This window comes from Tumebacillus sp. BK434, from assembly GCF_004340785.1.
Lineage (GTDB): Bacteria > Bacillota > Bacilli > Tumebacillales > Tumebacillaceae > Tumebacillus_A.
Genome location: NZ_SLXS01000003.1, coordinates 325,897 through 349,251 on the forward strand (window position 1 = coordinate 325,897; position 23,355 = coordinate 349,251).

At 59.0% G+C, this 23,355-nt stretch carries 25 protein-coding genes and 1 riboswitch; of the genes, 10 read left to right on the forward strand and 15 right to left on the reverse strand.

The genetic code is table 11. From position 1 onward, the window contains the following. Positions 1-100: 100 nt before the first annotated feature. The 5 genes from EV586_RS09865 to EV586_RS09885 form a co-directional block, all read right to left on the reverse strand. Positions 101-1,564, reverse strand: coding sequence for a hypothetical protein (locus tag EV586_RS09865; RefSeq protein WP_132944929.1), 1,464 nt, complete (start codon positions 1,562-1,564; stop codon positions 101-103). Further along, positions 1,561-2,112, reverse strand: coding sequence for an RNA polymerase sigma factor (locus tag EV586_RS09870; RefSeq protein ID WP_165898503.1), 552 nt, complete (start codon positions 2,110-2,112; stop codon positions 1,561-1,563). Before EV586_RS09870 ends, EV586_RS09865 begins: the two co-directional genes overlap by 4 nt. 157 nt (positions 2,113-2,269) lie before the next feature. Next, positions 2,270-2,845, reverse strand: coding sequence for a tRNA 5-(aminomethyl)-2-thiouridylate-methyltransferase MnmM (mnmM, locus tag EV586_RS09875; RefSeq protein WP_132944931.1), 576 nt, complete (start codon positions 2,843-2,845; stop codon positions 2,270-2,272). A 45-nt stretch (positions 2,846-2,890) separates the two neighbouring features. Then, positions 2,891-3,847, reverse strand: coding sequence for a tRNA modification radical SAM protein MnmL/YtqA (gene mnmL, locus EV586_RS09880; protein ID WP_132944932.1), 957 nt, complete (start codon positions 3,845-3,847; stop codon positions 2,891-2,893). Positions 3,848-4,116: 269 nt separating this feature from the next. Further along, entirely contained in the window at positions 4,117-5,439 is a 1,323-nt protein-coding gene (locus EV586_RS09885; RefSeq protein WP_132944933.1) for a phytoene desaturase family protein, read from the reverse strand. A gap of 271 nt (positions 5,440-5,710) precedes the next feature. Between EV586_RS09885 and EV586_RS09890 the strand changes: the two genes are divergently transcribed. The 3 genes from EV586_RS09890 (at position 5,711) to EV586_RS09900 (ending at position 7,642) form a co-directional block, all read left to right on the forward strand. Then, positions 5,711-6,199: a hypothetical protein gene (locus EV586_RS09890; RefSeq protein WP_132944934.1), complete on the forward strand. Its 489-nt coding sequence runs from the start codon at positions 5,711-5,713 to the stop codon at positions 6,197-6,199. 88 nt (positions 6,200-6,287) lie between these two features. Then, a complete protein-coding gene (locus EV586_RS09895; protein ID WP_132944935.1) occupies positions 6,288-6,881 on the forward strand; it encodes a TetR/AcrR family transcriptional regulator in 594 nt (197 codons plus the stop codon). A gap of 152 nt (positions 6,882-7,033) precedes the next feature. Further along, positions 7,034-7,642, forward strand: a complete 609-nt coding sequence (locus EV586_RS09900; RefSeq protein WP_132944936.1) for a superoxide dismutase — start codon at positions 7,034-7,036, stop codon at positions 7,640-7,642. Between the two features lie 53 nt (positions 7,643-7,695). Here the strand turns inward: EV586_RS09900 and EV586_RS09905 are convergent, their stop codons facing one another. Next, the gene (locus EV586_RS09905; protein WP_132944937.1) at positions 7,696-8,496 is read right to left on the reverse strand and encodes an inositol monophosphatase family protein; all 801 of its coding nucleotides are present in this window, start codon (positions 8,494-8,496) and stop codon (positions 7,696-7,698) included. 215 nt (positions 8,497-8,711) lie between these two features. On the opposite strand from EV586_RS09905, the gene EV586_RS09910 reads away from it, so the two are divergent. Then, entirely contained in the window at positions 8,712-10,001 is a 1,290-nt protein-coding gene (locus tag EV586_RS09910) for an ATP-binding protein (protein ID WP_132944938.1), read from the forward strand. Between the two features lie 48 nt (positions 10,002-10,049). Further along, positions 10,050-11,336, forward strand: coding sequence for an ATP-binding protein (locus tag EV586_RS09915; protein ID WP_132944939.1), 1,287 nt, complete (start codon positions 10,050-10,052; stop codon positions 11,334-11,336). A gap of 32 nt (positions 11,337-11,368) precedes the next feature. Here EV586_RS09915 and EV586_RS09920 read toward each other — a convergent pair whose 3' ends face one another. The 5 genes from EV586_RS09920 to EV586_RS09940 all read right to left on the reverse strand — a co-directional run bounded on the left by EV586_RS09920 (position 11,369) and on the right by EV586_RS09940 (position 15,797). Continuing rightward, positions 11,369-12,115: an energy-coupling factor transporter transmembrane component T family protein gene (locus tag EV586_RS09920; protein WP_132944940.1), complete on the reverse strand. Its 747-nt coding sequence runs from the start codon at positions 12,113-12,115 to the stop codon at positions 11,369-11,371. Then, entirely contained in the window at positions 12,108-13,706 is a 1,599-nt protein-coding gene (locus tag EV586_RS09925) for an ABC transporter ATP-binding protein (RefSeq protein WP_132944941.1), read from the reverse strand. Before EV586_RS09925 ends, EV586_RS09920 begins: the two co-directional genes overlap by 8 nt. Further along, complete coding sequence (locus EV586_RS09930) at positions 13,707-14,288, reverse strand: ECF transporter S component (protein WP_165898504.1); 582 nt, start codon at positions 14,286-14,288, stop codon at positions 13,707-13,709. Between the two features lie 87 nt (positions 14,289-14,375). Beyond that, a riboswitch (TPP riboswitch) is annotated at positions 14,376-14,479 on the reverse strand. Between the two features lie 88 nt (positions 14,480-14,567). Further along, complete coding sequence (uvsE, locus tag EV586_RS09935; RefSeq protein ID WP_132944943.1) at positions 14,568-15,515, reverse strand: UV DNA damage repair endonuclease UvsE; 948 nt, start codon at positions 15,513-15,515, stop codon at positions 14,568-14,570. Positions 15,516-15,533: 18 nt separating this feature from the next. Next, positions 15,534-15,797, reverse strand: coding sequence for a glutaredoxin family protein (locus tag EV586_RS09940; protein WP_207893883.1), 264 nt, complete (start codon positions 15,795-15,797; stop codon positions 15,534-15,536). 89 nt (positions 15,798-15,886) lie between these two features. On the opposite strand from EV586_RS09940, the gene EV586_RS09945 reads away from it, so the two are divergent. Then, positions 15,887-16,186 carry a transposase gene (locus EV586_RS09945; RefSeq protein WP_132944944.1) on the forward strand — a complete coding sequence of 100 codons (300 nt, stop codon included), beginning with the start codon at positions 15,887-15,889 and terminating at the stop codon, positions 16,184-16,186. Positions 16,187-16,203: 17 nt separating this feature from the next. Here EV586_RS09945 and EV586_RS09950 read toward each other — a convergent pair whose 3' ends face one another. Beyond that, positions 16,204-17,430, reverse strand: coding sequence for an MFS transporter (locus EV586_RS09950; RefSeq protein WP_132944945.1), 1,227 nt, complete (start codon positions 17,428-17,430; stop codon positions 16,204-16,206). Between the two features lie 308 nt (positions 17,431-17,738). On the opposite strand from EV586_RS09950, the gene EV586_RS09955 reads away from it, so the two are divergent. Genes EV586_RS09955 through EV586_RS09965 form a run of 3 tightly spaced genes read left to right on the forward strand, consistent with a single transcriptional unit; the run spans position 17,739 to position 20,186 of the window. After that, a complete protein-coding gene (locus EV586_RS09955) occupies positions 17,739-17,972 on the forward strand; it encodes a FeoA family protein (protein WP_132944946.1) in 234 nt (77 codons plus the stop codon). A gap of 31 nt (positions 17,973-18,003) precedes the next feature. Further along, positions 18,004-18,795 carry a FeoB small GTPase domain-containing protein gene (locus EV586_RS09960; RefSeq protein WP_132944947.1) on the forward strand — a complete coding sequence of 264 codons (792 nt, stop codon included), beginning with the start codon at positions 18,004-18,006 and terminating at the stop codon, positions 18,793-18,795. A gap of 32 nt (positions 18,796-18,827) precedes the next feature. Next, on the forward strand, positions 18,828-20,186 hold the full coding sequence (locus tag EV586_RS09965; RefSeq protein ID WP_132945284.1) for a nucleoside recognition domain-containing protein: 1,359 nt from the start codon (positions 18,828-18,830) through the stop codon (positions 20,184-20,186). Between the two features lie 57 nt (positions 20,187-20,243). Here the strand turns inward: EV586_RS09965 and EV586_RS09970 are convergent, their stop codons facing one another. Continuing rightward, complete coding sequence (locus EV586_RS09970; protein WP_132944948.1) at positions 20,244-20,495, reverse strand: hypothetical protein; 252 nt, start codon at positions 20,493-20,495, stop codon at positions 20,244-20,246. An 87-nt stretch (positions 20,496-20,582) separates the two neighbouring features. Between EV586_RS09970 and EV586_RS09975 the strand changes: the two genes are divergently transcribed. Continuing rightward, positions 20,583-21,032, forward strand: coding sequence for a YlbF/YmcA family competence regulator (locus EV586_RS09975; RefSeq protein ID WP_165898508.1), 450 nt, complete (start codon positions 20,583-20,585; stop codon positions 21,030-21,032). Between the two features lie 45 nt (positions 21,033-21,077). Here the strand turns inward: EV586_RS09975 and EV586_RS09980 are convergent, their stop codons facing one another. Both EV586_RS09980 and EV586_RS09985 read right to left on the reverse strand, forming a co-directional pair. After that, entirely contained in the window at positions 21,078-21,944 is an 867-nt protein-coding gene (locus EV586_RS09980; protein ID WP_243652999.1) for an aldo/keto reductase, read from the reverse strand. Between the two features lie 133 nt (positions 21,945-22,077). Then, positions 22,078-23,352: a DUF4397 domain-containing protein gene (locus EV586_RS09985; RefSeq protein WP_165898510.1), complete on the reverse strand. Its 1,275-nt coding sequence runs from the start codon at positions 23,350-23,352 to the stop codon at positions 22,078-22,080. Positions 23,353-23,355: the final 3 nt, after the last annotated feature.

Here is a 23,355-nt window from a genome sequence, read left to right on the forward strand (position 1 = left end):
GCTCCTACTATCCCACCACGCTCCCTCTCCAATTCCAAAAAATCCCCGCAAAACAAAAAAGACAGCTCCCACAGGAACTGTCTTCATGCATCCATCCCACTTACTTCGGCACGACCACTTCGTACGGATCGCCGAGCAGTTTGCCGTCACCGTCAAACACTTTCACCAAAAACGCCTTCCCGGCGTACTGCTTCAGCATGCTGTACGGCATGGACACCACTTGCACGCGGTCTTTCTCATGCTTCAGGCGCACCTGCAGCTCCGACCCCTTCATGGAAAAACTGTCGAGGCTGCCGTTAAACACATACAGCCCGGACTCTTTCTTCAGGTCCACTTTCTGGTCGGTCGAAATCACGTCGACCGTATCCAAAAACTCCGGCGTCCGGTCCGGGTAGGAGAAGACCAGCCCTTCGACCGGCAACTCCACATTTTGCACGTCAAACTTCACTTTGACGACCTGCCCGAGACTGTGGTCGGGCGTCACGCGGCGGCTTTTCAGATCGACGAGGTAATACCCGTCACCGGCCAGCACCCGGAGCTTCTCATTGGGCAGCGCATGCACCGCCTGCATCTCCTGTACGCCCAACACCCGCAGCGTCGAAGTCAACCAGCCCGAATCGCGCACATTCCCGGAATTTGCATCATAGAACAGCACCTGATGATCCTCCGTGCCTTCCGGTGTGAAGTTCACCGCCAAGAGGTTGCTGTCCGTCCACAAGATTTGCCCCGCCGTCCCTTTCGGCAACACGGCGAGCTGCTGCGGCTTCATGCCCACCGCCGCCTTGTAGATCACCGGTGCCGGCAGCGGGTCGACAAACACCAGCTGCGAAGTAAACGAAGGATCGGCAGCAAACAGCGTCCACTGCCCTTCCTCCGACCAGTCCGATTTTTTCAAAAACGTCTCGGCTTTTCCGCGCTGCGTCCGCGTGATCTCCACGCCGTCCGATCCGTCATACGCCACTTCGCCTTTGCGCTGAATGTTCGCGATCATCCAGCGGCCTTCCACTTCGCGCACCGTCACTTCATACGCTTCGCTGGACGCCTTCTCCACCGGAGAGCCCCACGACACGCGCACACTGTACTCGATCTTGTCATTGCCTTTTGACGCATTGTAGATCGTGAACCCGGTCATGTGCGGGTTCGACAGGTTCGGCGTGACCACCGGGCGTTCATGCTTCATGCCGACCGTCAGAAAATCTTTCGCGTCCTCCGTTCGCCGCTGCAAGAGCAGGTCGAAGTACGTGCTGACCACATCATACGGCGCCAGGCTCTGCAGGCTATGGTTGGATGTGGGCTGGGAGAGCGTCTGCCAGTCCGGCACCTTGATCAGACCGTCGTCGCGAAACGGTGCGGTGATGAGCAATCCGCACCAGACCGCCACCGCGATCGTCAGTGCAGCCCCTCCCCGCCGAAACCAGCGCGAGCGCTGTTCGACCCGGGTTCTCCGGTCATATTCCTGCAGAACGTTCTGCTTAAATTTCATCGCATCGGCCGGCTTGTCATGCTCCTCCGGCTGCAAGACTTTCAGTTCCTTTTTTAAGTGATCCCACTGTCGTTCCGTCATCGCATGCTCACCCCTTCCTCTGCTGCTTTTCGTGCCATCTGTTCAAACAGCGGGTCACCGCCAAGCATCTCCTGCAGTTTCTTGAGCGCCCGGTGCAGCTTGGTGCGCGTCTTCGCCGACGTCCAGCCAAATATCGCGGCGGTCTCCTCGGTCGAAAACTCATGGATCATCCGCAGCACCACCACATCCCGGTCATCCTTCTTGAGCTTCAGCAAAGCTTCGCGCAAGGCGTCTTCTTTGGCGCTCCGCTCCGCCCGCTCATATAAAGACAACTCATCGCTGGCGATATCGTGCACTTCAGTGAGTGAGAACAAATTCTTAAGCCGCTTTGTCCGATACCAGTCAGCAACCGCCCGACGGGCGATCGCCAAGATCCAAGTCTTCGGAGCGGCCAGGCCTTGGAAGCGGTCGGCTCCGACCAGAACGCGGACGAACACCTCCTGCGCGATGTCCTCGACGTCCTGCCGAGCGCGCACTTGGTATCCGATATATGCAAAAACGTCCCGGTGGTAGAGACGGTACCATTCATCAAAGTCGTGTTCCACCATCGAGCCTTCCCCTCTTCCCCCATTGAATTTCATTCTCATCTACAAATATAGTCGGGGGCGTCACATTTTTTGTTACATCTTCTGCGCGAAAATTAATCCAATTTGAGAAATTTTATTTTTCTGATAAACAAAAAGACTGCCTGGCTAACAGGCAGTCCTATCGGCGCTTCTCCAGCGCGACCAGCACGGGCGGGTCGTTGCGCTGGTTGAGGAAGCGGTAGAGCAGCACGTGCGCCCGCTCCAGTTCCACCTCTTCCGCCCAGCGCAGCACCGCTTGCGTCTCCGCTTTGCCCTGCTCGTGGCCTGCATAGAGCATGACGGTCATCACGCCGTCTGGCGCGAGCAGTTCCAGTCCAGCGTCCAGCGCAGCCAATGTCGATTCCGCCTCCGTCACCACCGCCGGATCACCGCCCGGGAGATAGCCCAAGTTGAAGGTCACCGCCCGGACGCGCCCGTGCCAGTCTGCGGGCACAGCGTTTTGCATCGCCGCATGGCTCACAAGCATCAGCTCCACCCGCTCCGCCACGCCAGCTTCCGCCAGCCGGGCCCGCGCTTTCTCCAACGCGGCTTCCTGCACGTCAAAACCGATCACCCGACCACTTTCACCGGCGCGCTCCGCCAAAAACAGCGTATCGCTGCCTTTGCCGACCGTAGCGTCGATGGCGAGGCCGCCCGGCTGCAACGCCTCCGCGACGAGCTCCCGCACTTGCCGAAGCATCGGACGTATGATCATCTGCCGACCTCCATCTGCCGTGCGGTTCCAGCCATCGCGCTTGCGTTACGCTTGCGGGACATAGTACTTGCCTTGCCACGAATCCCGTTTTTTCAGCTCCGCGTCGATCCCGTTCAGCACCGACCATTTGTCGAGGGACCAGAGCGGGCCGATCAGAGTATCGGGCGGGCCGTCACCGGTCAGGCGGTGGATGACCATGTCGGGCGGCAAGATCTCCAGCATGTCACAGACCAGCTTGATGTAGCGGTCCGGATCGAGGAACTCGACCAGCCCTTCCTCGTACTGTTTCACCATCGGCGTATACTTCAGCAGATGCAGCAGGTGGATCTTGATCCCCTGCACGCCCATCTGCGCCACTGCGCGGGCCGACTCCATCATCATCTCATCCGTCTCGCCGGGCAGCCCCAGGATGATGTGCGAGCAGACTTTGATGTCCTGTTTGCGCAAACGCTCCACCGCATCCAGATACACGCCGTAATCGTGCGCCCGGTTGATCAGCTCCGCCGTCTGCTCATGAATCGTCTGCAAGCCGAGCTCCAGCCACAAAAACGTCCGCTTGTTCAGCTCGCCCAAGTACTCGACCACATCGTCCGGCAGACAGTCCGGCCGCGTCGCCACCGACAGCCCGACCACGTCCTCCTGTTCGAGGATCGTCTCATAATACTCCCGAAGCGTCTCCACCGGAGCGTACGTATTCGTATACGCCTGGAAATAGCCGAGGTATTTTGCTTTCGGCCACTTGCGGTGCATCTTTTCCTTTACATCATGAAACTGTGTGACCAGATCGTCCTTGCGGTTGCCGGCAAAATCGCCCGACCCCCGCGCCGAGCAGAACGTGCAGCCGCCCGTCGTCACCGCCCCGTCGCGGTTCGGACAGGTAAAACCGGCGTCGAGCGGCACCTTGAACACCTTTTCGCCAAACACCGAACGCAAGTGATAATTCCACGTATGATATCGCTTATCGCCCCAGAGGAGCGGTTCCTGCTTTGTCAGTTGAGTCATCTTCAGACTCCTTTCTGCAAAAATCCACAGCATTCCACGCCTATTGTAACATTCTTCTCCGCTCCCGAAAAATCCGCTGTTTCCCGGCCCATTTCTCGGTACGATACTGCCCGTTAGGACATATGATACAACAGATTAGCGGGTCATAATGCAAGTCTGGGAAAAACGCACCAAGAAAAGCAGCAGGCCTTACACGTTGGCGAGTAAAAACGCCCCTCACCGAGTCTCCGGTGAAGGGCGTTTTTCGTTTGCATCCCTGTTCGGTTCCTTTAGACTGCCCAGCTCATCAGACGAAAGACGCCGGCGTCTTTGCGCAGGATGCGCTCCCCGACTTCGTAGCCGGACGAGAACGACAGCTCCGACAGCTGGCCGACGCCTTGCACCCAGTCGCCGGCAAAATACGCATTCGAGCAGGCGTGGAACTGCACCGGCATCAGCTGCTGGTCGTCCTCCACCTTGATCTCCTGCGCCGCCGCCCGCTCCGTATAGCGCTTCGCCGCCAGCTGTTCCCGCCAGCCCGGCAAATGCTTGTCGAACAGTCGCTCGATCGCTTCCTTGCGCATCGCCGCATGTTCGCGGTCGCCGACCTCTTCGCTCTTCAGATACGCGACCGCCTGGATCAACTGGCCGCCCTCCGGCGTGCACGGCGTGTAGGCGGAGATGTCGGTCATGAACACGCGGGCGTTTTTATCATAAATGTAGGTGTAGGGGGTGTCGATCCGCTTGGTCAACCCGATGTCATAGACCAGCACGTTGTTCGGTTTGTGCAGCAGATACGGCGCGATCGAGTTCTCTAAGAGCGTGCCTTCGAAGATCTTGCCGAGCTCCTTCGGCGGCACGGCGAACACGAACTCATCGCCTTCGATCACCCCGTCCGGCGTCTCGACGCCCGCCACGCGGCCCGCCTCAAACAGCACGCGCTCAATCTTCGCCTTGGTGATCACCTTCGAGCCGTTCTCGACGATCACGCGCTCCAGCTCCGACACGAGCGAACCCCAGCCCCCGGCGATGTAGGAGACCGCTTTCGAGGTGCGGAACAGGCGCTGGTAGTAGTTGAAGAACACCGTCGACGGAATGCGCTCCGGCTCTTGGGTGAAGAAATTGCTCGACGCCAGGGTCAGCATCAGGTCCTGCACCTGCTGATGCTTGCCCGAGCGCTTCAGCCATTCGCCGATCGACACGCCTTCCTCGCCGCGTTCCAGCAGGCAGACCGTCTTCACCACTTCGATGGCAAATTTCGCCTTGGTCGTCCCGTTCAGCAAGACCTTCGTCTTGTACAAGCCTTCCAGAGTCGCCGGCATCTCGGTCATCTCATCGCCGAGGTCATAGCGCGCTTTCTTCGGGTCAAAATCGACCCAGCCGATGTTCAGCTGCAGTTCCTTTTGCAGCTTGCGAATGTAGGACGAGTCCCGGCTGTAGATCGCATGCGCGCCAAAGTTGAAATCAAAGCCCTTCAGCGGAATCGTCACCGCGCGCCCGCCAAGCTTCGGCGCTTTCTCCAGCAGCGTCACATCCTGCCCCGCCTTCGCCAGCCTCGCCGCCACGCTCAAACCTGCCAAACCGCCGCCCACCACTACCGTCCGCTTTTTCATAATCAAATCCCCCTCTAAGTAGAGACCTAAACTATTTATATATCCATACTTTTAATGAACTCAGTCTAAAATTTACCTAGTACAATTATATTACAGGTCTACGCAAGAGGTGTCCAGCCCCAGAAATATTTTATATTCTTTACATTTTCAAGGAGGATGTGGCTTGCCTCTTTATAATCTGTTCGTCATTCCTAAATTTGGATGTGTTTACATCGATGAGCACTAACACAACTACTTACGAAGGAGTGTGGTTTCAATCAAGCGATTGTTGGTGAGCATCATGATCACATGTCTGGCAATTACCGCCGGCGGATGCAGCGAAGACGAATCACTCACGGGTCAATCCTTTGCTCCAGCTGCACAACCGGCCAAAGAGTATGTCCTCGAAAAAGCTCTGCTTTCCACGGTCGATGACGTGAGTCATACTCCTCCTGGCCCCGTCGTAACGCAGCTCACGGGAACGGACGAACAGGGCAGAGACAAGATCGTCTGGCTTCGCGGTGACAAGAGCGGGAAGATCGATGTCGTTGGCTCAGTTCTGCTGAAAGATGGAATCAGCCAAGAACAGGTTCTCGCACTGCTTCAAGAGAAAGGGCACGATCGGCACAGCGTCGATCAGATCTTCGTTGCCCCTCTTGATAACAGCGGAAAGCAAATCGTCTGGCGAGTCACCCTTCATGGTCCCGACCAGCACTCCTTTGTGTTTGACTTTAAAACGGGTGAACTGCTTCTCGAAAATGATCAAAAGATGCCTTCATGATCAGCTAAGGCTGCCCGGAATCTCGGCAGTCTTTTTTTCGTTGGTGTAAAATAGAACCAAACAAAAGAATTCATAAGGGGGAGAACCGATGTCCAGCCGCAGAGAGCGCAAAAAACAAGAGACGCGCAACAAAATTTTCACCAGCGCCATGAAACTGTTTCAAGAAGGCGGCTACGATGCCACGACGATCGACATGATCGCCGAGCACGCCGATGTGGCGCGCGGCACCGTCTTTTTGCATTTTCCTTCTAAAGAAGCGATCTTAGCCCACTGGGGGCAGGACAGCTTGGAGGAGATCACCGAGCGCCGCGAGGAGTGGGACCTGCCGGAGCTGTCGGCCGAAGAAAAGGTGATGCGCCTGTTCAAGATCGCGCTCACCGCCAACCAGGAGAGCTTCGACCTCGTCAAGATCTGGGTCAAGTCAACGCTGGCCAACCCCACCGCGATGATCCACGAGCGGCAGAGCCCGGTCGCACTGCGCAACCTGATGTCAGACATTCTGGAAACGGAGCAGGAGGAAGGGCGCCTCAAGCAGAACATCGACCCGATCATCGCCGGTGACATGCTGGAGAACATCTACCTGCACGCGATGCAGGACTGGGTGTTGTCGGAAGGCAACTGGCCGGTCGAAGAGATCTTGACGACGAAGATCCACTACCTGTTCAACGGGCTCAATCAATAAAATAGCCCGTGATGTATGAACCGCCTGCGGAGCGAGTATCCTAGTCTGGGGAAAGTAAGGCAGGTCACCAAATTTTGTCTTGGCTTTCCGACCTAATTAAGATAAGATATATGTATGTATAAAAACTCTTTCTACATAGGAGGTAATACCAAATGGCATACCAACTGCCGGCACTTCCGTACGCGAACGACGCTCTCGAACCGCATTTTGACGCACTGACCATGGAGATCCACCATGACCGTCACCATGCGACTTACGTAAACAACGTAAACGCAGCTCTCGAAGGACACGACGACCTGGCTTCCAAGTCGATCGAAGAGCTGATCTCCAACCTGGATGCAGTTCCGGAAAACATCCGCACCGCAGTCCGCAACAACGGCGGCGGCCATGCGAACCACTCCCTGTTCTGGGAAATCCTTTCCCCGAACGGCGGCGGCGCTCCGACCGGCGCAATCGCAGACGCGATCACCGAAGTGTTCGGTTCCTACGACAACTTCAAAGCGGAGTTCACCAAAGCTGCGACCACCCGTTTCGGCTCCGGCTGGGCTTGGCTGATCGTTGACGGCGGCAAAGTGGCAATCACCACTTCCGAATACCAAGACAGCCCGCTGATGCAAGGCAAGACTCCGGTCCTCGGCCTCGACGTTTGGGAGCACGCGTACTACCTGAAGTTCCAAAACAAGCGCCCGGACTACATCGCAGCGTTCTTCAACCTGATCAACTGGGATGAAGTCAACAAGCGCTTCGCAGCCGCGAAGTAAGAGCAGCGCCAGCAAAAACGCCTCTCCGCAATGGAGAGGCGTTTTTTTGATCTTCATTTCATCAATCCTGCCTTGACGACCTGCAGCAGCTCCTCCTGCTTCGCCGGATGACAGCCGATGATGTACGGCTCCTCCTGCATCCCTGCAAACTCCTCACCGTCAAAATCGATCACCAGGCCGCCGGCCTCTTTCAGCAGCAGCAGTCCGGCGTACAGGTCATCGCCTTCGGAGTTGTACAGCACCACGCCGTCGAGCTCGCCGCGGGCCATCAGGCACCAGACGAGAGTCGGTGCCCAGACGCGCAGCACGCGCTTGGCGACTGCGTCGAGGTGGTGTTTCAACCGCATCGCCCGGGGGTCTTTTTGCACGGCATGGCCTTGAATCCAGCCCACGGTCAGCCTGTTCCCCTGCTTCGGCTCCTTGATGCGCAGCGGCTGCCCGTTGCAGGTCGCGCCTTGACCGCGCTCGGCGATGTACAGCTTGTCCAGCACCGAGTCATAGATCACGCCCAGCACCGCTTCCTTGCGGTAAAAGAACGTGATCGCCACCGCATACACCGGCAGTCCGATCGCGTAGTTGTTCGTCCCGTCCAGCGGATCGACCAGCCACAAAAAGTCGCCTTCCACGCCCGACCAGCCCGTCTCTTCGCTGCGAATCCCATGATCGGGAAACGCCGCGCGGATCTTCTCCAGAATCACCGCCTCGGCCAGCCCGTCCACCTCGGTGACGAGATCGCCGTGCTCATCTTTCTCCTCCACCAGAAACGCTCCGTCAAACCGCTCCTTCGCCAGCTTCCCGGCCGCCACAGCCGCCTCCGCCGCCACTTCTTTCGCCCGCTGCACAATCGCTTGCATCGCGCTCGACCTCCTTTTCGTTTCCATATTTTAACCGAAAACTTCACCCCTCGTCCATGCGGCTCATCACATAAACTTTCATATTCCCGATTAAATAATCACCCAAAAACTTTTATAAAATCAAAAGAGGTTTCCTGTAGCTTTATGTCGAAATTTGACGACAAAGATTCACATGTCTGCAAGTACACTGACGATGCCGTCCTGGGGTGAGAGAAGTGAACGAAGTGAAAGATCTCATGCTCAATATGCTCATCATCCTCCTGCCGATCTTTGTCTACCAGACTTTCTGGATCGACAAAGCGAGCCTGCCGATGGTTTCTTCCCGCAACCGCTCCGCCATCTCTCTGCTGGCCGCCATTGCGGCTCTTTGCTGTATGATGTTTCCCGTGCACCCGTACCCTGGCTACGTCTTGGACCTGCGGCTCGTCCCGCTGTTGATCGGCATCCTCTACGGCGGCTTCCGCGCCGCGCTGATGATCATCGCCGGCGTCTATCTGTACAGTTGGCATCTCGGCGTGCCCGGCTTCCTCGTCATGGCCATGACCTATCCGCCGGCGATCATCACCGCCTTCCTGCTCGCCGCCCGCTTCCGCCTCTGGGAGCGCCGCCGCAAGCTCACCACCGCTTCCTTGCTCGCCTTCCTGGCCGCGCTGCTCGTCAACACGGTGGTGCTGCTGTTCTTAGATGAACCGCTGCTGACCAATCCGCATCTGCCCGTCTTTGCCGCATATGTCGTGCTGCACGGCTTCACGATGTGGATCTCCGTCTACCTGATCGAAAACATGCGGGAAAAAGCCGCCTTGCGCTTCGAGATCCAGCAGGCGGAAAAGATGCGCATCATGGGCCAGCTCGCCGCCTCGATCGCCCACGAAGTGCGCAATCCGATGACCGTCGTGCGCGGCTTCCTGCAACTGCTCCAATCGGACCAGATCCCGTCCGACAAGCGCCAGATGTTCCTCAAGCTCGGCATCGACGAACTCGACCGCTCCGAGTCGATCATCTCCAACTACCTGGCCTTTGCCCGCCCGCAAGTCTCGCGCATCGAAGCGGTCGACGCCGCGGAGCGGGTCGAACACGCCGCCGGGATCATCTCGTCATACGCCACCTTGCGCAACGTCGAGATCAACACCCGCACCACCCCCGGCCTGTTCATCGAAGCCGATCCCGAGCATCTCTCACAAGTGCTGATGAACTTGATCAAAAACGGCATCGAAGCGATGCAGCATGGCGGCGTGCTCACGATCATCGCTGTGCCGGATGATGCAGAGAACGCCCGGATCGAAGTCGCTGACACCGGCGTCGGCATGACGCCCGACGAGACGTCACGCCTTGGCAACCCGTTTTTCTCGACCAAACAAGACGGGACCGGGCTTGGCATCATGGTCACCTACCAGATCATCCAGAGCATGAACGGCAAGATCGAGGTCGAAAGCGCAAAAGGCGCCGGGACGCGATTTATCATCACGCTCCCCCGTAAATCTGACTTACTAGCAGGCAGGAAATAGACTTACTTTGTCGAAACAATTCGTTCATTCCGAGTGAGGTGAACTACGTTGGCCGGCATACAAGAAGTCTTGCTCAACCTGCTTTTTATTTTGCTGCCGATCTTTATTTACCAGAACTTCTGGGTCGATAAGATGGGCACCGCCATGCCGCAGCGCAACGGCATCGCCATCGGCTCGCTGTCCATTGCATCCCTTCTGCTTTGCATGACGTTCCCAGTTTCGGTCATCCCCGGCTTCGTGCTCGACTTGCGGCTCGTGCCGATGCTGATCGGCATCTTATACGGCGGCTGGCGCGTGGCCGTCTGCATCGCCATCGCCCTGTTCGGCTATCGCGTCCTGATCGGGCAGCTCGGGATTGGCTTTCTCTTGATGTCGATCTCCTTCCCGGTCGTGATGGCGATGGCCGTTCTGCTCGCCAAGCGCTATTTGAAAATTGGGCGCCGTCAGAAGCTGATCTTCGCGAATCTGCTCCTGCTCCTCTTGTTGATTCCGACCAACCTGATCATCATGTACAGCTCGCAGGCCACGCCGTGGGCGAGTCCCTACCTGCCGTTTCTGGCCTTCTTCACGCTGATCAACCTGCTCGCCGTCTGGCTGGCCGTCTACCTGATCGAAAACATCCGCGAGAAGGCGCACTTGCGCGTCGAAGTGCTGCGCAATGAGAAGCTGTACGTCTTAGGCGAGCTCGCCGCAGCGATCGCCCATGAGATCCGCAATCCGATGACCGTCGTGCGCGGCTTTCTGCAGCTCTTGCAGCAGCAGAGCGTCCCGCCTGACAAGCAGCTAATGTATTTGGAGCTGAGCATCGCCGAGCTCGACCGCTCCGAGTCGATCATCTCCAACTACCTCGCCTATGCCAAGCCGCAGATCGACAAGCACGAAGGCATCGACGTCAGCGAGCGCGTCCGCTCAGTGACCGGCGTCATCAGTTCCTACGCCACGCTGCGCAGCGTCACCGTCGAGAGCCGGATCGAGGACGGCCTGCAGATCACCGGCAACCCGGAGCAGTTCTCGCAAGTGCTGATGAACCTGTTCAAAAACGGCATCGAAGCGATGCCCCAAGGCGGCACGCTGCAGGTCCGCGCCTACATGCGGGCGCGCCAGATCTGCCTCGACATCATCGACAACGGTGTCGGCATGACCGCAGCCGAACTGGCCCGCCTCGGCAATCCCTACTACTCGACGAAAGAGAATGGCACGGGACTGGGCCTGATGGTCACCTACCAGATCATCCACTCGATGTACGGACATGTGCAAGTGACAAGCGAAAAGGGCAAAGGCACGCAGTTCACGCTGACCTTTCCCCAACTCGAAACAAACGCTCTTCCCGAGTGAGAATCGGGAAGAGCGTTTTTAATGTCTGCAGGTTACAGCAATAACAGCACGGCCAGATTGGCCGCCAGCAGCAGCGCCAGATACAGCCCGTCGCGGCGTCCGACCGTCAGCTGATGATAAAACGTGCGGTTCAGCGTGCCGTCGAAGCCGCGCGCTTCCAGCGCCACCGCGACGCGCTCCGCCTTGCGGATGCCTTGGGCGAGCAGCGGGATCGTGTAGCGCATCACGCCTTGAATCTTGCCGCGCAGCCCGGGCACGCGCGCCACGCCGCGCACGCGGTGCGCCGCTTTGATCTGCGCGTACTCCTCCTTGAACAAAGGCAGGAAGCGGAACCCGGCCAGCAGCGCATAGGCGAACTTTGGCGAGACTTTCAACTGCTGCATCAGGCTCATGATCAGCTTCGTCACGTCGGTCGTCGCCGTGAACAAGAAGCCGTAGCAGACGAACGCCATCATCCGCAGGCCGATGTTCAAGCCGTTGTACAAGCCTTCTTCGGTGATGCGAATCCACGCCCACTCCCACCAGACCGTCTCGCCTTTGCCGTACGCGGCGAGCACCCAGGTCGTGGTCAGGAACAAGAGCAGGAAGGGCGACACGCGGACCAGAAACGTTTTCAGCGAGATCTTGGCCAGCGTCAGTGTGATGAGCACCGGGATCGCCAGCAGGTACAAGGTGGTCAGCGGGTCGCGCGAGAAGACGAGCAGGATCATGCACACGAGGTGCAGCAGCAGTTTCACCGACGGGTTGACCTGCCCGACAAAGCTGTTCGTCTCATGCATAGACACTTCCCTCCTCGAAAGCGGCTTTGCGGCGCTGATACTCGTAGGCGAGCGGCTCGATCAGCGCGGCGCGGGCGAGCAGTTGGGGCTGTGCAAACAGCTCCTGCGGCGTCCCGTCAAACAGCAGACCGCGCTCGGCGAACACCAGCACGCGCGAGGCCGTTTCGGCGACCAGTTCCACGTCGTGCGTCGCCATCATCACCGTCGTGCCCGCTGCGTTGCGCTCACGGATGCGGTCGACCAGTTCCCGCGTCGTGGCGGCGTCCTGGCCAAACGTCGGCTCGTCGAGCAGCAGCAGCTCCTGATTCTTGAGCAGCATCCCGGCCACGCTCAAGCGGCGCTTCTGCCCTTGGGACAGCGTAAACGGGTTCTTCGCAGCCAGCGCTTCCAGATGGAAATCGGCCAACAGCTGCGTCGCTTCCCGCTCCACCTGCTCCTGCGGCCAGCGGGCCAGCTTCCCGCCAAACGCGACTTCCTCATAGACGGTGTCGGCGATAAACTGGTGCTCCGGATTCTGAAAGACGAATCCCACCGTGTCATACAGCGCTTCCGGCTTGTACTTCCCGAGTTCCTTGCCCTTCAGCAGCACCTGCCCGCCGCTCACCGGCAGCAGTCCGCCCACCGCTTTCAAAAACGTGCTCTTCCCGGCCCCGTTCGGCCCCATCACGGCGATCCACTCGCCGGGCTGCACGCTGACATTGACGTCTGACCAAACGTCCGCTCCGCCCCGGTAGCTCATCCGCAGGTCGCGGACTTCGAGGAGCGGTTCCGTTTTATCCATCTGCTGTGGAACAGGAGGGGACGCCTGCAGCCGCTGTGCCAGCTGATGTGCCGGGTCGCGCAGCAGCTCTTCCCACGTCACCGGCCACATGCGCGGCGTCCAGATGCCGTAGTCGCGGATCGCCTGCGCATGGTCGCGCAGCACGTCCTCCGGCCGGCCCTCCCCTTGCAGGGAGCCGTCCGGCGCAAAGAGCAGCACCCGATCGATCCACTCCATGACGCTTTCCAGCTTGTGTTCGATGACGACGAGTGTCTTCTCACCGCGCAGACGGGCGATGTCCTGCAGCACGAGCCGGGTGTTCTCCGGGTCGAGCTGCGCGGTCGGCTCGTCGAAGAACAGCACCTCCGGCTCCAGCGCGAGCAGGCAGGCCAGCGCCAAGCGCTGCTTCAAGCCGCCCGACAGCTCGGAGATCGGTTTCTGCAAAGGCAGGTCGAGCCGCACCTCCCGCATCAGCCGCTCGATCTCGCTTCTCATCTGCGCGGGTGGAACTTGGCGGTTTTCCAGCGAGAAGGCGATCTCGTCTTCCACCGTCAGCATGCAAAACTGCGCATCCGGGTCCTGAAACATCACCCCGACGCGGTCCGGGCGGTACACGTCCCCTTTCATCCACGCTTCGATCGAACGCGGAATGATGCCCGACAGCACCTGCGCCAGCGTGCTTTTGCCGCTGCCGCTCGGGCCGAGCAGCAGCACCGCTTCCTTCTTTGCAATGCTCACAGTCATCTCTTTCAATACGGGGGTCTCACGGTCAAAAAATTGCACAGACACCCTTTCACAGCCGAGAAAGGGTGTCTTTTTCACATCATTCATTTAAAAGGGCTTCTCCATCTTCTTGCGAATGATGGCATAGTTGTTCAAGGCCCCCGTTTTGGCCAGTGCATCCACGATGATCTTCGCCAGCAGACCGCCCAGGATCGCGCCGGAGACGGTGCGGATGATGATCTTCATCAGCATCGGTGCGGTCGACAGCTCGGCCAGACCGCCGGTCAGCGCATCATAGCCCAAGCTCGCCAGCGCCGCTGCTGCTGCACCAATCATTAGCGTGCTGACATGGAAGTTGCGGTAGCGGAACAGGGCAAAGACCAGCTCGGTCGCCGCGCCTTGCGCCACGCCGTAGAGCAGGGTGGACAGCCCGTACGGCCCGCCCATGATAAACTCGCCAGACGCCGCCGCCACTTCGGCGATGAACGCCACGCCCGGCTTCTGCACGATGTACGCAGCGAGCACACCGGCGATGAACCACGTGCCGTATACGATCTCGCCGAGACCCGGATAGATCCCGTCCATCACGCCGTAGAGCGGCGCCCATGCGATGTAGATGAACCCGCACAGCACCGCCAGAATGACAGTAATCATGATTTCTCTGAAATTGACGACATAACTATTCTTCATGTCCCATTTTCCTCCTCGAATAACCGCCGGCCGCATAAAAAAATCTTCTCCCGAAATCCGGCAGAAGATGTATACACAAGACAAAGATGTCTGATGCCGTCACTTCCTCACGCCGGTATTACCCAGGATCGAGTGAAAGGGTTAGCACGGATCATGCTTCTCAGCCAAAGTTGGCACCCCTAGCAACTGCGCGCTATTCTGTTTTGACTTTCCTCACCCATTGTAGACTCAGGACAATCCGTTTGTAAAGGACATTCTGTCACGCCCCGCTACAACTTGCTACATCGTAAGCACCGCCCCGTCCACCCGCTTGATCCCCCGCACGTTCCCGAGGTCCTCGGCGAGCTTCAAGCAGGCAAGATCCTTCTGCTTCGCCTCCACCATCACGTCGACCCGCTCCAGCCCCAGCGCCTTGCACCCTTTTAAAAACGCGAGCAGCCGCTCCGGGTCGATATAGTCGCTGTGCGCACGAAAGTCATGCTCATCCTTCGGCGACGACACATGCATCTTGAACGGCTGCCCTTTCCACGTCGCTGCGATGCGCGGCAAGAGCTCCAGCGGGGGCTGTGTGCCGGGGTTGCACCAGTCGTGGTGGATGTCGAGCATCATCGGCTGCCCGAGCGTCTCGCAGGCTGTGAGCGTCTCTTCCGCCGTGTAGGTCTTGTCGTCATTTTCAAACGTCAGCCGGTTGCGCACCCGCGCAGGCACTTTGGCAAAATTGTCGTAGAGCCGCTGCATGGCGCGCTCCTTGTCCCCGTAGACGCCGCCGATGTGGATGTTCACTTTGTTCGTTTCGTCCAGGCCCATCCCGTCGAGCAGCGCCGTGTGATAGTCGAGGTCGACCAAGGCGGCCGCCACGACGTTGTCAGCGCCGTTGAGCAACGTGAACTGGTTGGGGTGCATCGTGACGCGGATGTCCTCCTGCCGGGCGAACGCGCCGAGGCGTTTCAACTCCTCAGCGTACACTTCGCGCACGTCGATCCCGACCTCGGGATGGGTCGCCAGCGGCACGAGCGACGAACTCATCCGGTACAGCCGGATGCCGTGCGCGGCGTTGAAATACAAGATGCGCTGCGTCGCCTGCAGATTCTTGCGCCCGACTTCGATGGCGCGGGCGATCGCTTCCTCGCGCGGGTGCTGCTGGAACCGTTTGTAGGTAAACGTCGAGCTCGGCGTGTTCTGATAGATCGCCAGCGCGATCGAAACATAGCCGATTCTCACCTGCATCATGACCACCTCACAGGCTTAGTCTGCTCGTGTTTGCCGTTTTTCCTCCAAATAGCGCCGCAGCCAGTGTTCGGCGATCTTCGAGACGAACGCCTCTTCCCCGTCCACGTGCAGCACCGGGATCTTGTCCCAGTATTTTGTATAGATCTCCTCATCGGTCGTAATATCAAACTCCGCCACCTCGAGCGGATAGGTCTGCCCTACCCGCGCCAAGATCGGCTTCACTTTGTCGCACAGCGTACATCCGTCTTTTGTGAACAGCGTCAGTTGAAAAGGCTTCATGCAAGTCAGACTCCTCCCCACAATCTCAGGAATACTTTACCACACAAAAGCACACGCTACCAAGACAACGCTTCGGAAAGGACGTACGCATGAACATCCTGCTCATCGCCGCGACCATACTCATCCCGCTGCTGCTGTTTTTCCTGCGCGAGCGCAGTTATGCCTGGCTCTTCGACCTGCTCGGTGCGCTGGCCGTGCTGCTGTTTCTGATCACCTCGGGGCTCGCGGTGCTGGAGATCAAGCGGATGAACACAGAGTTCACCACGCACATCCACGAGATCTTCAACAACTTGCTCTTCCTCGCTTCCTCCGGCTACCTTGGCGTCTACGCCTTGTACCGCCTGCTGCTGACAACGGCACGGGCACGAAAAAACGGGCCTTCCCGCTGATCGGGACTGCCCGTTTTCTATGCCTCTGCCTGCCCGGACTGCCTGGACTGCCCGGTCGACACGTTCGTTTTGCGCAGCCGCTTCAGCGACAACAGCAGTGTGGCGCCTGCCGTCAGCAGCCCTCCGTACACGAAGATCTCGCGCACCGAAAAATAGGCCTCGACCACGCCGGCCAGCGCCATCGAGCCGACTGTGCCCGCCATGAAAACCGTGTTGTAAAAGCCGAGCACGCGCCCGATGTATGGCTGCTCCGCTTCGGTCTGGATCAGCGTCGCCGACGCGATCATCGCCATCACCGAGAACATCCCTGTCCCGACCAGCACCAGCCATTCCGTATAAAACGACTCGGTCGTCCCGAGCAAGGCGATCAGCAGCGCATCGACCAGAATCCCGAAGCGCACGATCAGCAGCAGGTCAACTTTTTTCACTTGTGTCAGCGTGACCGCACCGAGCGCCAGCCCCAGTCCGATCCCCGCTTCCAGCCAGCCGAACTGCGTGTCGGTCACGCCGATGATGTCTTTGGAAAAGACGACGAGCAGCACGTTGAACATTCCGGAGACGATCATCGCCGTAAACATCACCGCCGTCGCGTTCAACACGCGCGGGAGTTTCCACATATAGTGTGCACCAGCGGAGAACTCCGCCCAAAATTGCTTCTTCTTGGCGCCCGCCCCCCGCGCAGTCGCACTCTTCGCCGCCACCGCCAGCAGCGACAGCGTCGTCGCCGAAAACAAAAACGTCAGCGCATCGACCACAAATGCGGCCGTATACGACCAAAAGCCGATCACCATCCCGGCCAGAATCGGGCCTGCGATCGCCATCACCTGCATCGAGGTCTGAATCTTGGCGTTATACCCGAGCAGCTCTTGCTTCGGAAACAGCTGCGCGATCAGCGCGCTCTGCGAACTGGAGGACGCGAAGCCGACCACCGCCACCACAAAGGTCAGCGTATAAATCCAATACACATGCGGCAAAAACGGAATCGACAGCACGACGCCAGCCCGGATCAGCTCACATACGATCGCCAGCCGGCGCTTGTCCAGCCGGTCGATCCAGACGCCCAAAAACGGGCCGAGCAACAGCATGGGCAAGTACGAAGCGACCATCACCTGGCCCACGCTGAGCGCCGAGCCGGTCTTCGCATAGATCATCAGAGCAAGCGCCAAAAAATGAAACGTATCGCCCAGCTTGGAAACTGAGCGGCCGGTCAACATCAGCCAGAAGTTGCGTTGCAATCCAGTCATCTCTAAATGCCCCTAGTGCAAAATTTACTGCGTTCTTATAGTAGTATGTAAGACTGTAACAGCTCTGTCAACAAAATTTCCTCGACAAATGTTGCACAAAGCTGGGAGTTCGTAATATTATTTAGAGAAGAGAAAAAAGTTTCCCACAACCAACTTTGTTGAGCCCGTCTAACTAGAGCTGTCACCAACGGCAGCTCTTGGCAATAAGATGACAGTGCCATCTTTTTTTAGGCGCAAAAGTTTCCCTCGTGCAAAAGAGTTGGTTCCAGATAACTATACAGGAGATGAACGGATGGGAGGTTTTGTTCATGGAGATCATTCCATTGCCTGAGCTTCAGATCGGCGAACGGGCGCGAGTGGTGTCTTTGAACGCGGCAGGCCCGCAGCGGCGCCGCATGCTCGACCTCGGATTGGTTCCGCAGGCGGTCATCGAAGCCCTGCGCAAGAGCCCGGCCGGAGACCCGGTCGCCTATCGCATCCGCGGCGCGGTGATCGCGCTGCGCCGGGAAGAAGCGTCGCTCGTGATGGTCACGCGCATCTAATTTCGCATGTTGTGCAAAGGAGGGGATAAATATGTCGCAAACTTCATGTTGTCAAGGAACTCATGCCGCTTGTACGGAGCGGTTCGAGATCGAGCTGCAGAGTCCCGATGACCTCGTCATCGCGCTGGCCGGCAACCCCAACACAGGCAAGAGCACCGTATTTAACGCTTTGACCGGGATGAATCAGCACACCGGCAACTGGGCCGGCAAGACGGTCGGCAGCGCGATCGGCCGCTTCCGCCATCGGGAGCACAGCTTCACGCTGGTCGATCTGCCGGGCACCTACTCTCTTTTGTCCCAATCGGCAGACGAACAAGTCGCCCGTGACTTCATTTGCTTCGGCAACCCGCACGCAACGCTCGTAGTGACCGATGCGACCAATCTGGAGCGCAACTTGAACCTCGCGCTGCAAGTGATGGAGGTGACCGATCGTGTCGTGGTCGCGGTCAACCTGATGGACGAAGCGAAGCGCAAAGGCATCACCATCGACCTCGCCGGCCTGCAGGAGCAGCTCGGCGTCCCGGTGATCCCGCTGTCGGCCCGCAAAGGCGAAGGCTTGCCGGAACTGAAAGACATGCTGCTGAAAGTCGCTCTGGGCGAGGTGCAGCCCGCCCCGAAACTGCTCCCTTATTCGGAAGAAGTGGAACGGGCGGTGGCCGACTTGCTCCCGCAGGTCGAACCGCTGGTCGGCGGCGTGCTCCGCCCGCGCTGGGTGGCGCTCCGCCTGCTCGACGGCGATGAATCGGTGCTGGCCGCGCTTGAACAATACACGCTGGAGCCTCCGCGCCAGATCCGCTCCGGCGAGGTGGTGATACCGCAATGAACCAAGGACAATTCCAGCAGTTAAAAAATCTGATGCAAAACGTCCAGCAAGCGGACACCTCCGCTTTGCGCGACCAGATGGTCAGCGACATCTACGCCCGGACGGAAGCGATCGTCTCGCAGACGGTGACGCTGCCGGAGAACAAGACCCAGCTCGATTTTGACCGTCGGCTCGACAACGTGTTGACGTCGCGCTGGCTCGGCTATCCGATCATGCTGCTGATGCTCGGCACCGTGTTTTACGTGACGATCGCCGGAGCGAACGTCCCGTCCGGACTGTTGGCCGACTTCTTTTTCTGGATCGAGGGCTATCTGACCGCTGTGTTCACGTGGCTCGGCACCCCGGCTTGGGTGCATGGCGTGCTGATCGAAGGCCTGTACCGCGGCACCGCCTGGGTGGTGTCGGTGATGCTGCCGCCGATGGCGATCTTCTTCCCGGTGTTCGCGATCCTCGAGGACTTTGGCTATCTGCCACGGGTGGCGTTTAACCTCGACCGCTTTTTCAAAAAGGCGGGGGCACACGGCAAGCAGGCGTTGACGATGAGCATGGGCTTTGGCTGCAACGCGGCCGGGGTCACCGCCTGCCGGATCATCGAGTCGCCCCGCGAGCGGATCATCGCGATCATCACGAACAACTTCGTGCCGTGCAACGGGCGCTTTCCGACGCTGATCACCTTGGCCACCCTGTTCATGGGCGGCGCGGTCGGGCTGGCGTACGGCAGTCTGGTCGCGACAGGCGTGGTGGTCGGGCTGGTGTTGATCGGCATCTCGGCGACCTTGTCGGTGTCGTGGCTGCTGTCCAAGACGCTCTTGCGCGGCATCCCGTCCAATTTCACCTTGGAGCTGCCGCCGTACCGCAAACCGCAGTTCGGCCGCCTGATGATCCGCTCGGTGTACGACCGCACGATCTTCGTGCTGAAGCGTGCGGTCATCGTCGCCGCCCCGGCCGGGGTGGCGACGTGGATCCTCGCCAACATATTCGTGGGCGATCTGAGCATCCTGCAGCATGCCGCCCTGTTCCTCGACCCGTTTGCCCGGGCGATCGGGCTGGACGGCTACATCCTGATGGCGTTCATCCTCGGGCTGCCGGCGAACGAGATCGTGCTGCCGATCCTGATCATGAGCTATCTGTCTACCGGTGCGATGACCGAGATGGACTCGCTGGCGGAGCTGAAGAACCTGTTCCTCTCCTACGGCTGGACTTGGCTGACCGCGCTGTGCATGATGCTCTTCTCGCTCCTGCACTACCCGTGCGGCACCACGATGTGGACGATCGCCAAAGAGACGAAGAGCACGAAATGGACGCTGGTGGCGATCCTGCTGCCGACCGGCATCGCGCTTGGGGTCTGCTTCCTCGTGGCGCAGACCGTTCGCTTCTTCGGCTGGGTATAAGCAGACAACGGCAAGACCCTTTCCAGTGGCGGAAAGGGTCTTTTTGCGCCAGACGCCTTACACGCGGTCGCGCTTCTTCAGCAATTTTTGGATCCGTTTGAGCTGGATCAGCTCGCGCACCTGCGACTTGATCACTTTCAGGATCGTCTCGTCGCTCATCTGTGCCACCGTCTCCTCGCCGTGATGACGAACGGTCGCGGCACAGAGGTTCTGCAGAAAATCATAATAGTCCTGCGCCGTATAGTCGCCCGGCAGATGGACGGCCAGTTCGTCGGCGTATTGCCGGAGTTCAGCTTGTAATCGTTCCAATATTTTTCCCTTCCTTTATTTGCATATTTCCATGTAGAAATCTTCGTTTTGGAGTACAATGTAACTATGGTGAAGGAGGTTTTCACAGTGAACGCTGTTCAACATACATCGATTGCCGACGTTTTGACCAAGGCGGACGAGATCGCCAGCCTGCTCCGCTCGTCCGAAGAAATGAAACGCTTCCGCCAGGCGGAAGACAAGATCGCCCGCCACGGCGACGCCCAAGCGCTCCTGTTTGTCGTCAAGGCCAAGCGCAACCAGTACTCGCAGCTCTCCCTGCGCCACGGGTACGATCACCCGGCGGTGACCAAGGCCAAGCAGGAGTATGATGAGGTGCTTGACCGCATCGCGCAGATCCCGCTGATCGACGAACTGCAGACGGCACAGGAAGACTTGAACGATGTCATTCAAGGCATCCTGCATACGCTCGTGTCGTCCGTTCACAACATGCTGCCCGTCGAAAAAGGCGAAGAGCCCGGCGACGGGGCCAGCGGCGGCTGCGGCAGCTGCTCCTCGGGCGGCTGCGGACGCCACTGATCGGCAAAATGGGAAGAAAGCCAGCAGATCGCTCTGCTGGCTTTTTTATTGCGCGCGCGGGTACCAGGTGTCGGAGCCCCAGACCGACGCTTTCCACGGCAAGGTCTGCGGGGTGGCGAGATGCATGATCTCTTTCCAGAAGTCGAGCCGCTCCTGCTCGGTCATCGGCTGGAAGTTCTCCGCGATGGCAAGGTTTTTCTCCAACTGCTCCATCGACTCCATGCCGACGATCGACGTGGAGATCGGCAGGGACAGGGTGTAGCGCAGCGCCTGCTCATACCAGTTGCCGAGCTTGCCGAGCGCCAGCACCTTCATCCCGACGATCCCCATGCCCTTCTCGCGCGCCAACGGCACAAACTCATGCGCGAAAGAATAGATGTGGTGATCGAGCGCCGACAGGGCGACCAAAGCGCTGTCGAAGTCAAAGCGGCGGATCGCTTCGACCAGCACCTGCGGGTTGGTGTGGCCGGAGATGGAGAGCTTTTTGACGAGGCCCTGCTCCTGCGCTTCGAGCAGCGCTTTGATCGCGCCGTCTTCGGCAAAACAGCGGTCGAGCTGTTCGATCGTCACCATGTTGTGCAGCCGCCACTCGTCAACATGGTCGGTCTGCAGGCGCTCCAGGCTCGCTTCGAGCAGGCGCAGCGAGCCGTCGCGCGTGCGGTCGTGCGTTTTCGTGGCGATCTTCACCTCGTGGCGGCGGCCCTGCAGCGCGAGGCCGAGGCGGTGTTCCGACTGCCCTTCTGAGTAGCTGGGGGCGGTGTCAAAGTATGTAATGCCGCGGTCGATCGCGGTGTTGACGATCTGGATCGCTTCGTCTTCTGTGCAGTTATGTTCATCCACGATGCGCTGTGCGCCAAAGCTGAGCAGAGGTACCTGCCAGCCGGTACGGCCAAACGGTTGTTGGATCATCATCTATACATCCTTTCTGTTTCCGGCGGTAAGCTGCAAGAGAGCATTTCTCTACTTTATGCAGGATACCCTTTTTCTAAGCAAAAAAGCAGCCCTTTCCGCAAAATTCGAAAGGGCTGCTTGTTGCAAAGACCGCTTAGCCTTCCGGGATCAGTTCGCTGGCCAGCGGGGGCTGACCGCCGGCAAGACCGACCACGTACAGCGTGTAGGTCACGTCCGGGTCGAAGCGCATCTTCGGCAGGCGCAGCAGGACGTCCTTTTTGCCGGCCAGACGCAGTTCAAGGTCGCGGCGGCCGGGAGTGACTTGCAGGTACGGCGACTTTTCTTTGAAGGTCAGGTGGCTGATCAGCACTTTGCCTGAAGGCAGCGTGACGTCTACCGCCGGTGCGTTTGGCGAGAGATGGACGATCTTGACGCGGGAGAAACCGGGCCGCGCTTTCTTCGGCTCATCCTCGATCATGATCGGGCGGACGTCTTTAAACGAACCGCCGATCGCGACGGTGTAGGATTGGTTCGGCTTGGCGTTGAACGTGGTGTCGATCAGCGCGCCGACCTGTTTCCCATAGCGAAAGACCTGCACGCGATGCCGGCCCGGCGTCAGCGGGAAGTAGTCGCTGATGCCTTCAAAATCCACGTCTTCCGCCGCCTTTTTCCCGTCGATGTAGATGTCGACGCCCGGTGTGTCCGGCGAGGCATGGAAGAAACGAATGCGTGCGCCAGTCGCAGGCTGGCCGACCGGCTTCACGACCGGGATTGCTTCCGGCTCGACCAGCTCGGAGATCGGCAGCACCGCTGTGCCAGCGTCGGGCAGCAGGCCGATGTCGGTGATCACGCCTTCCTGCGGCACGTTCTCCACCGCTTCATACGCACTGTCTGTCATCAAGCCGACCGCTTGCCCCATCCCGTCCTGCTGTACGGGCACGCTGCCCGACAGCGGGAACGGGAAGGTCTCTCCGGGCGTGTAGGTGTGCGACGTCTCCGGCAGGACACCGGGCTGAAACGGTACGGTCGGCTGCACCTGCTGCCCCCATCCCGATGTCGCCTGCGGGCTCAGGTAGCCCGGTTGCACCGGCGTCTGGCCCGGCCCGGCTGCCGGCATCGGCATCGTTCCGCTCTGCCCGGCAAGCATATCGACATCGCCGGCCCCCATCCCGGCCGGCGCTCCCATCTGGTTGGCGAATTGGACGTTCATTTGCTTCAATACTTCATCAAGCATCCCTTTCAACTGATCCTGCGTGTTCTCACGCTCGACCAGCGAGTTGACATCCTGATGCTGCTCCTGAAGCAAACGGCACGCTTCCTGCATAAAGTCATACTGATTCTGCTGGCTCTCCTGCACCAAATCGACCAACTTCTCGACCTCGCGAGCCAATTGCTCAAACGCAACAAGTTGTCGTTCCTCTCTGTTCAAACC

Bases quoted from the DNA above. Each gene is read 5' to 3' on its own strand.
- EV586_RS09865 (WP_132944929.1), bottom strand. From the start codon at position 1,564: ATGACGGAACGACAGTGGGATCACTTAAAAAAGGAACTGAAAGTCTTG.
- uvsE (WP_132944943.1), bottom strand. From the start codon at position 15,515: ATGCAGGTGAGAATCGGCTATGTTTCGATCGCGCTGGCGATCTATCAG.
- EV586_RS09965 (WP_132945284.1), top strand. From the start codon at position 18,828: ATGCAAAACGTCCAGCAAGCGGACACCTCCGCTTTGCGCGACCAGATG.
- EV586_RS09885 (WP_132944933.1), bottom strand. From the start codon at position 5,439: ATGAAAAAGCGGACGGTAGTGGTGGGCGGCGGTTTGGCAGGTTTGAGC.
- mnmM (WP_132944931.1), bottom strand. From the start codon at position 2,845: ATGATCATACGTCCGATGCTTCGGCAAGTGCGGGAGCTCGTCGCGGAG.
- EV586_RS09945 (WP_132944944.1), top strand. From the start codon at position 15,887: ATGAACATCCTGCTCATCGCCGCGACCATACTCATCCCGCTGCTGCTG.
- EV586_RS09980 (WP_243652999.1), bottom strand. From the start codon at position 21,944: ATGATGATCCAACAACCGTTTGGCCGTACCGGCTGGCAGGTACCTCTG.
- EV586_RS09955 (WP_132944946.1), top strand. From the start codon at position 17,739: ATGGAGATCATTCCATTGCCTGAGCTTCAGATCGGCGAACGGGCGCGA.
- mnmL (WP_132944932.1), bottom strand. From the start codon at position 3,847: ATGACTCAACTGACAAAGCAGGAACCGCTCCTCTGGGGCGATAAGCGA.
- EV586_RS09960 (WP_132944947.1), top strand. From the start codon at position 18,004: ATGTCGCAAACTTCATGTTGTCAAGGAACTCATGCCGCTTGTACGGAG.
- EV586_RS09925 (WP_132944941.1), bottom strand. From the start codon at position 13,706: ATGAATGATGTGAAAAAGACACCCTTTCTCGGCTGTGAAAGGGTGTCT.
- EV586_RS09905 (WP_132944937.1), bottom strand. From the start codon at position 8,496: ATGCAAGCGATTGTGCAGCGGGCGAAAGAAGTGGCGGCGGAGGCGGCT.
- EV586_RS09895 (WP_132944935.1), top strand. From the start codon at position 6,288: ATGTCCAGCCGCAGAGAGCGCAAAAAACAAGAGACGCGCAACAAAATT.
- EV586_RS09870 (WP_165898503.1), bottom strand. From the start codon at position 2,112: ATGGTGGAACACGACTTTGATGAATGGTACCGTCTCTACCACCGGGAC.
- EV586_RS09900 (WP_132944936.1), top strand. From the start codon at position 7,034: ATGGCATACCAACTGCCGGCACTTCCGTACGCGAACGACGCTCTCGAA.
- EV586_RS09920 (WP_132944940.1), bottom strand. From the start codon at position 12,115: ATGCATGAGACGAACAGCTTTGTCGGGCAGGTCAACCCGTCGGTGAAA.
- EV586_RS09940 (WP_207893883.1), bottom strand. From the start codon at position 15,797: ATGAAGCCTTTTCAACTGACGCTGTTCACAAAAGACGGATGTACGCTG.
- EV586_RS09930 (WP_165898504.1), bottom strand. From the start codon at position 14,288: ATGAAGAATAGTTATGTCGTCAATTTCAGAGAAATCATGATTACTGTC.
- EV586_RS09950 (WP_132944945.1), bottom strand. From the start codon at position 17,430: ATGACTGGATTGCAACGCAACTTCTGGCTGATGTTGACCGGCCGCTCA.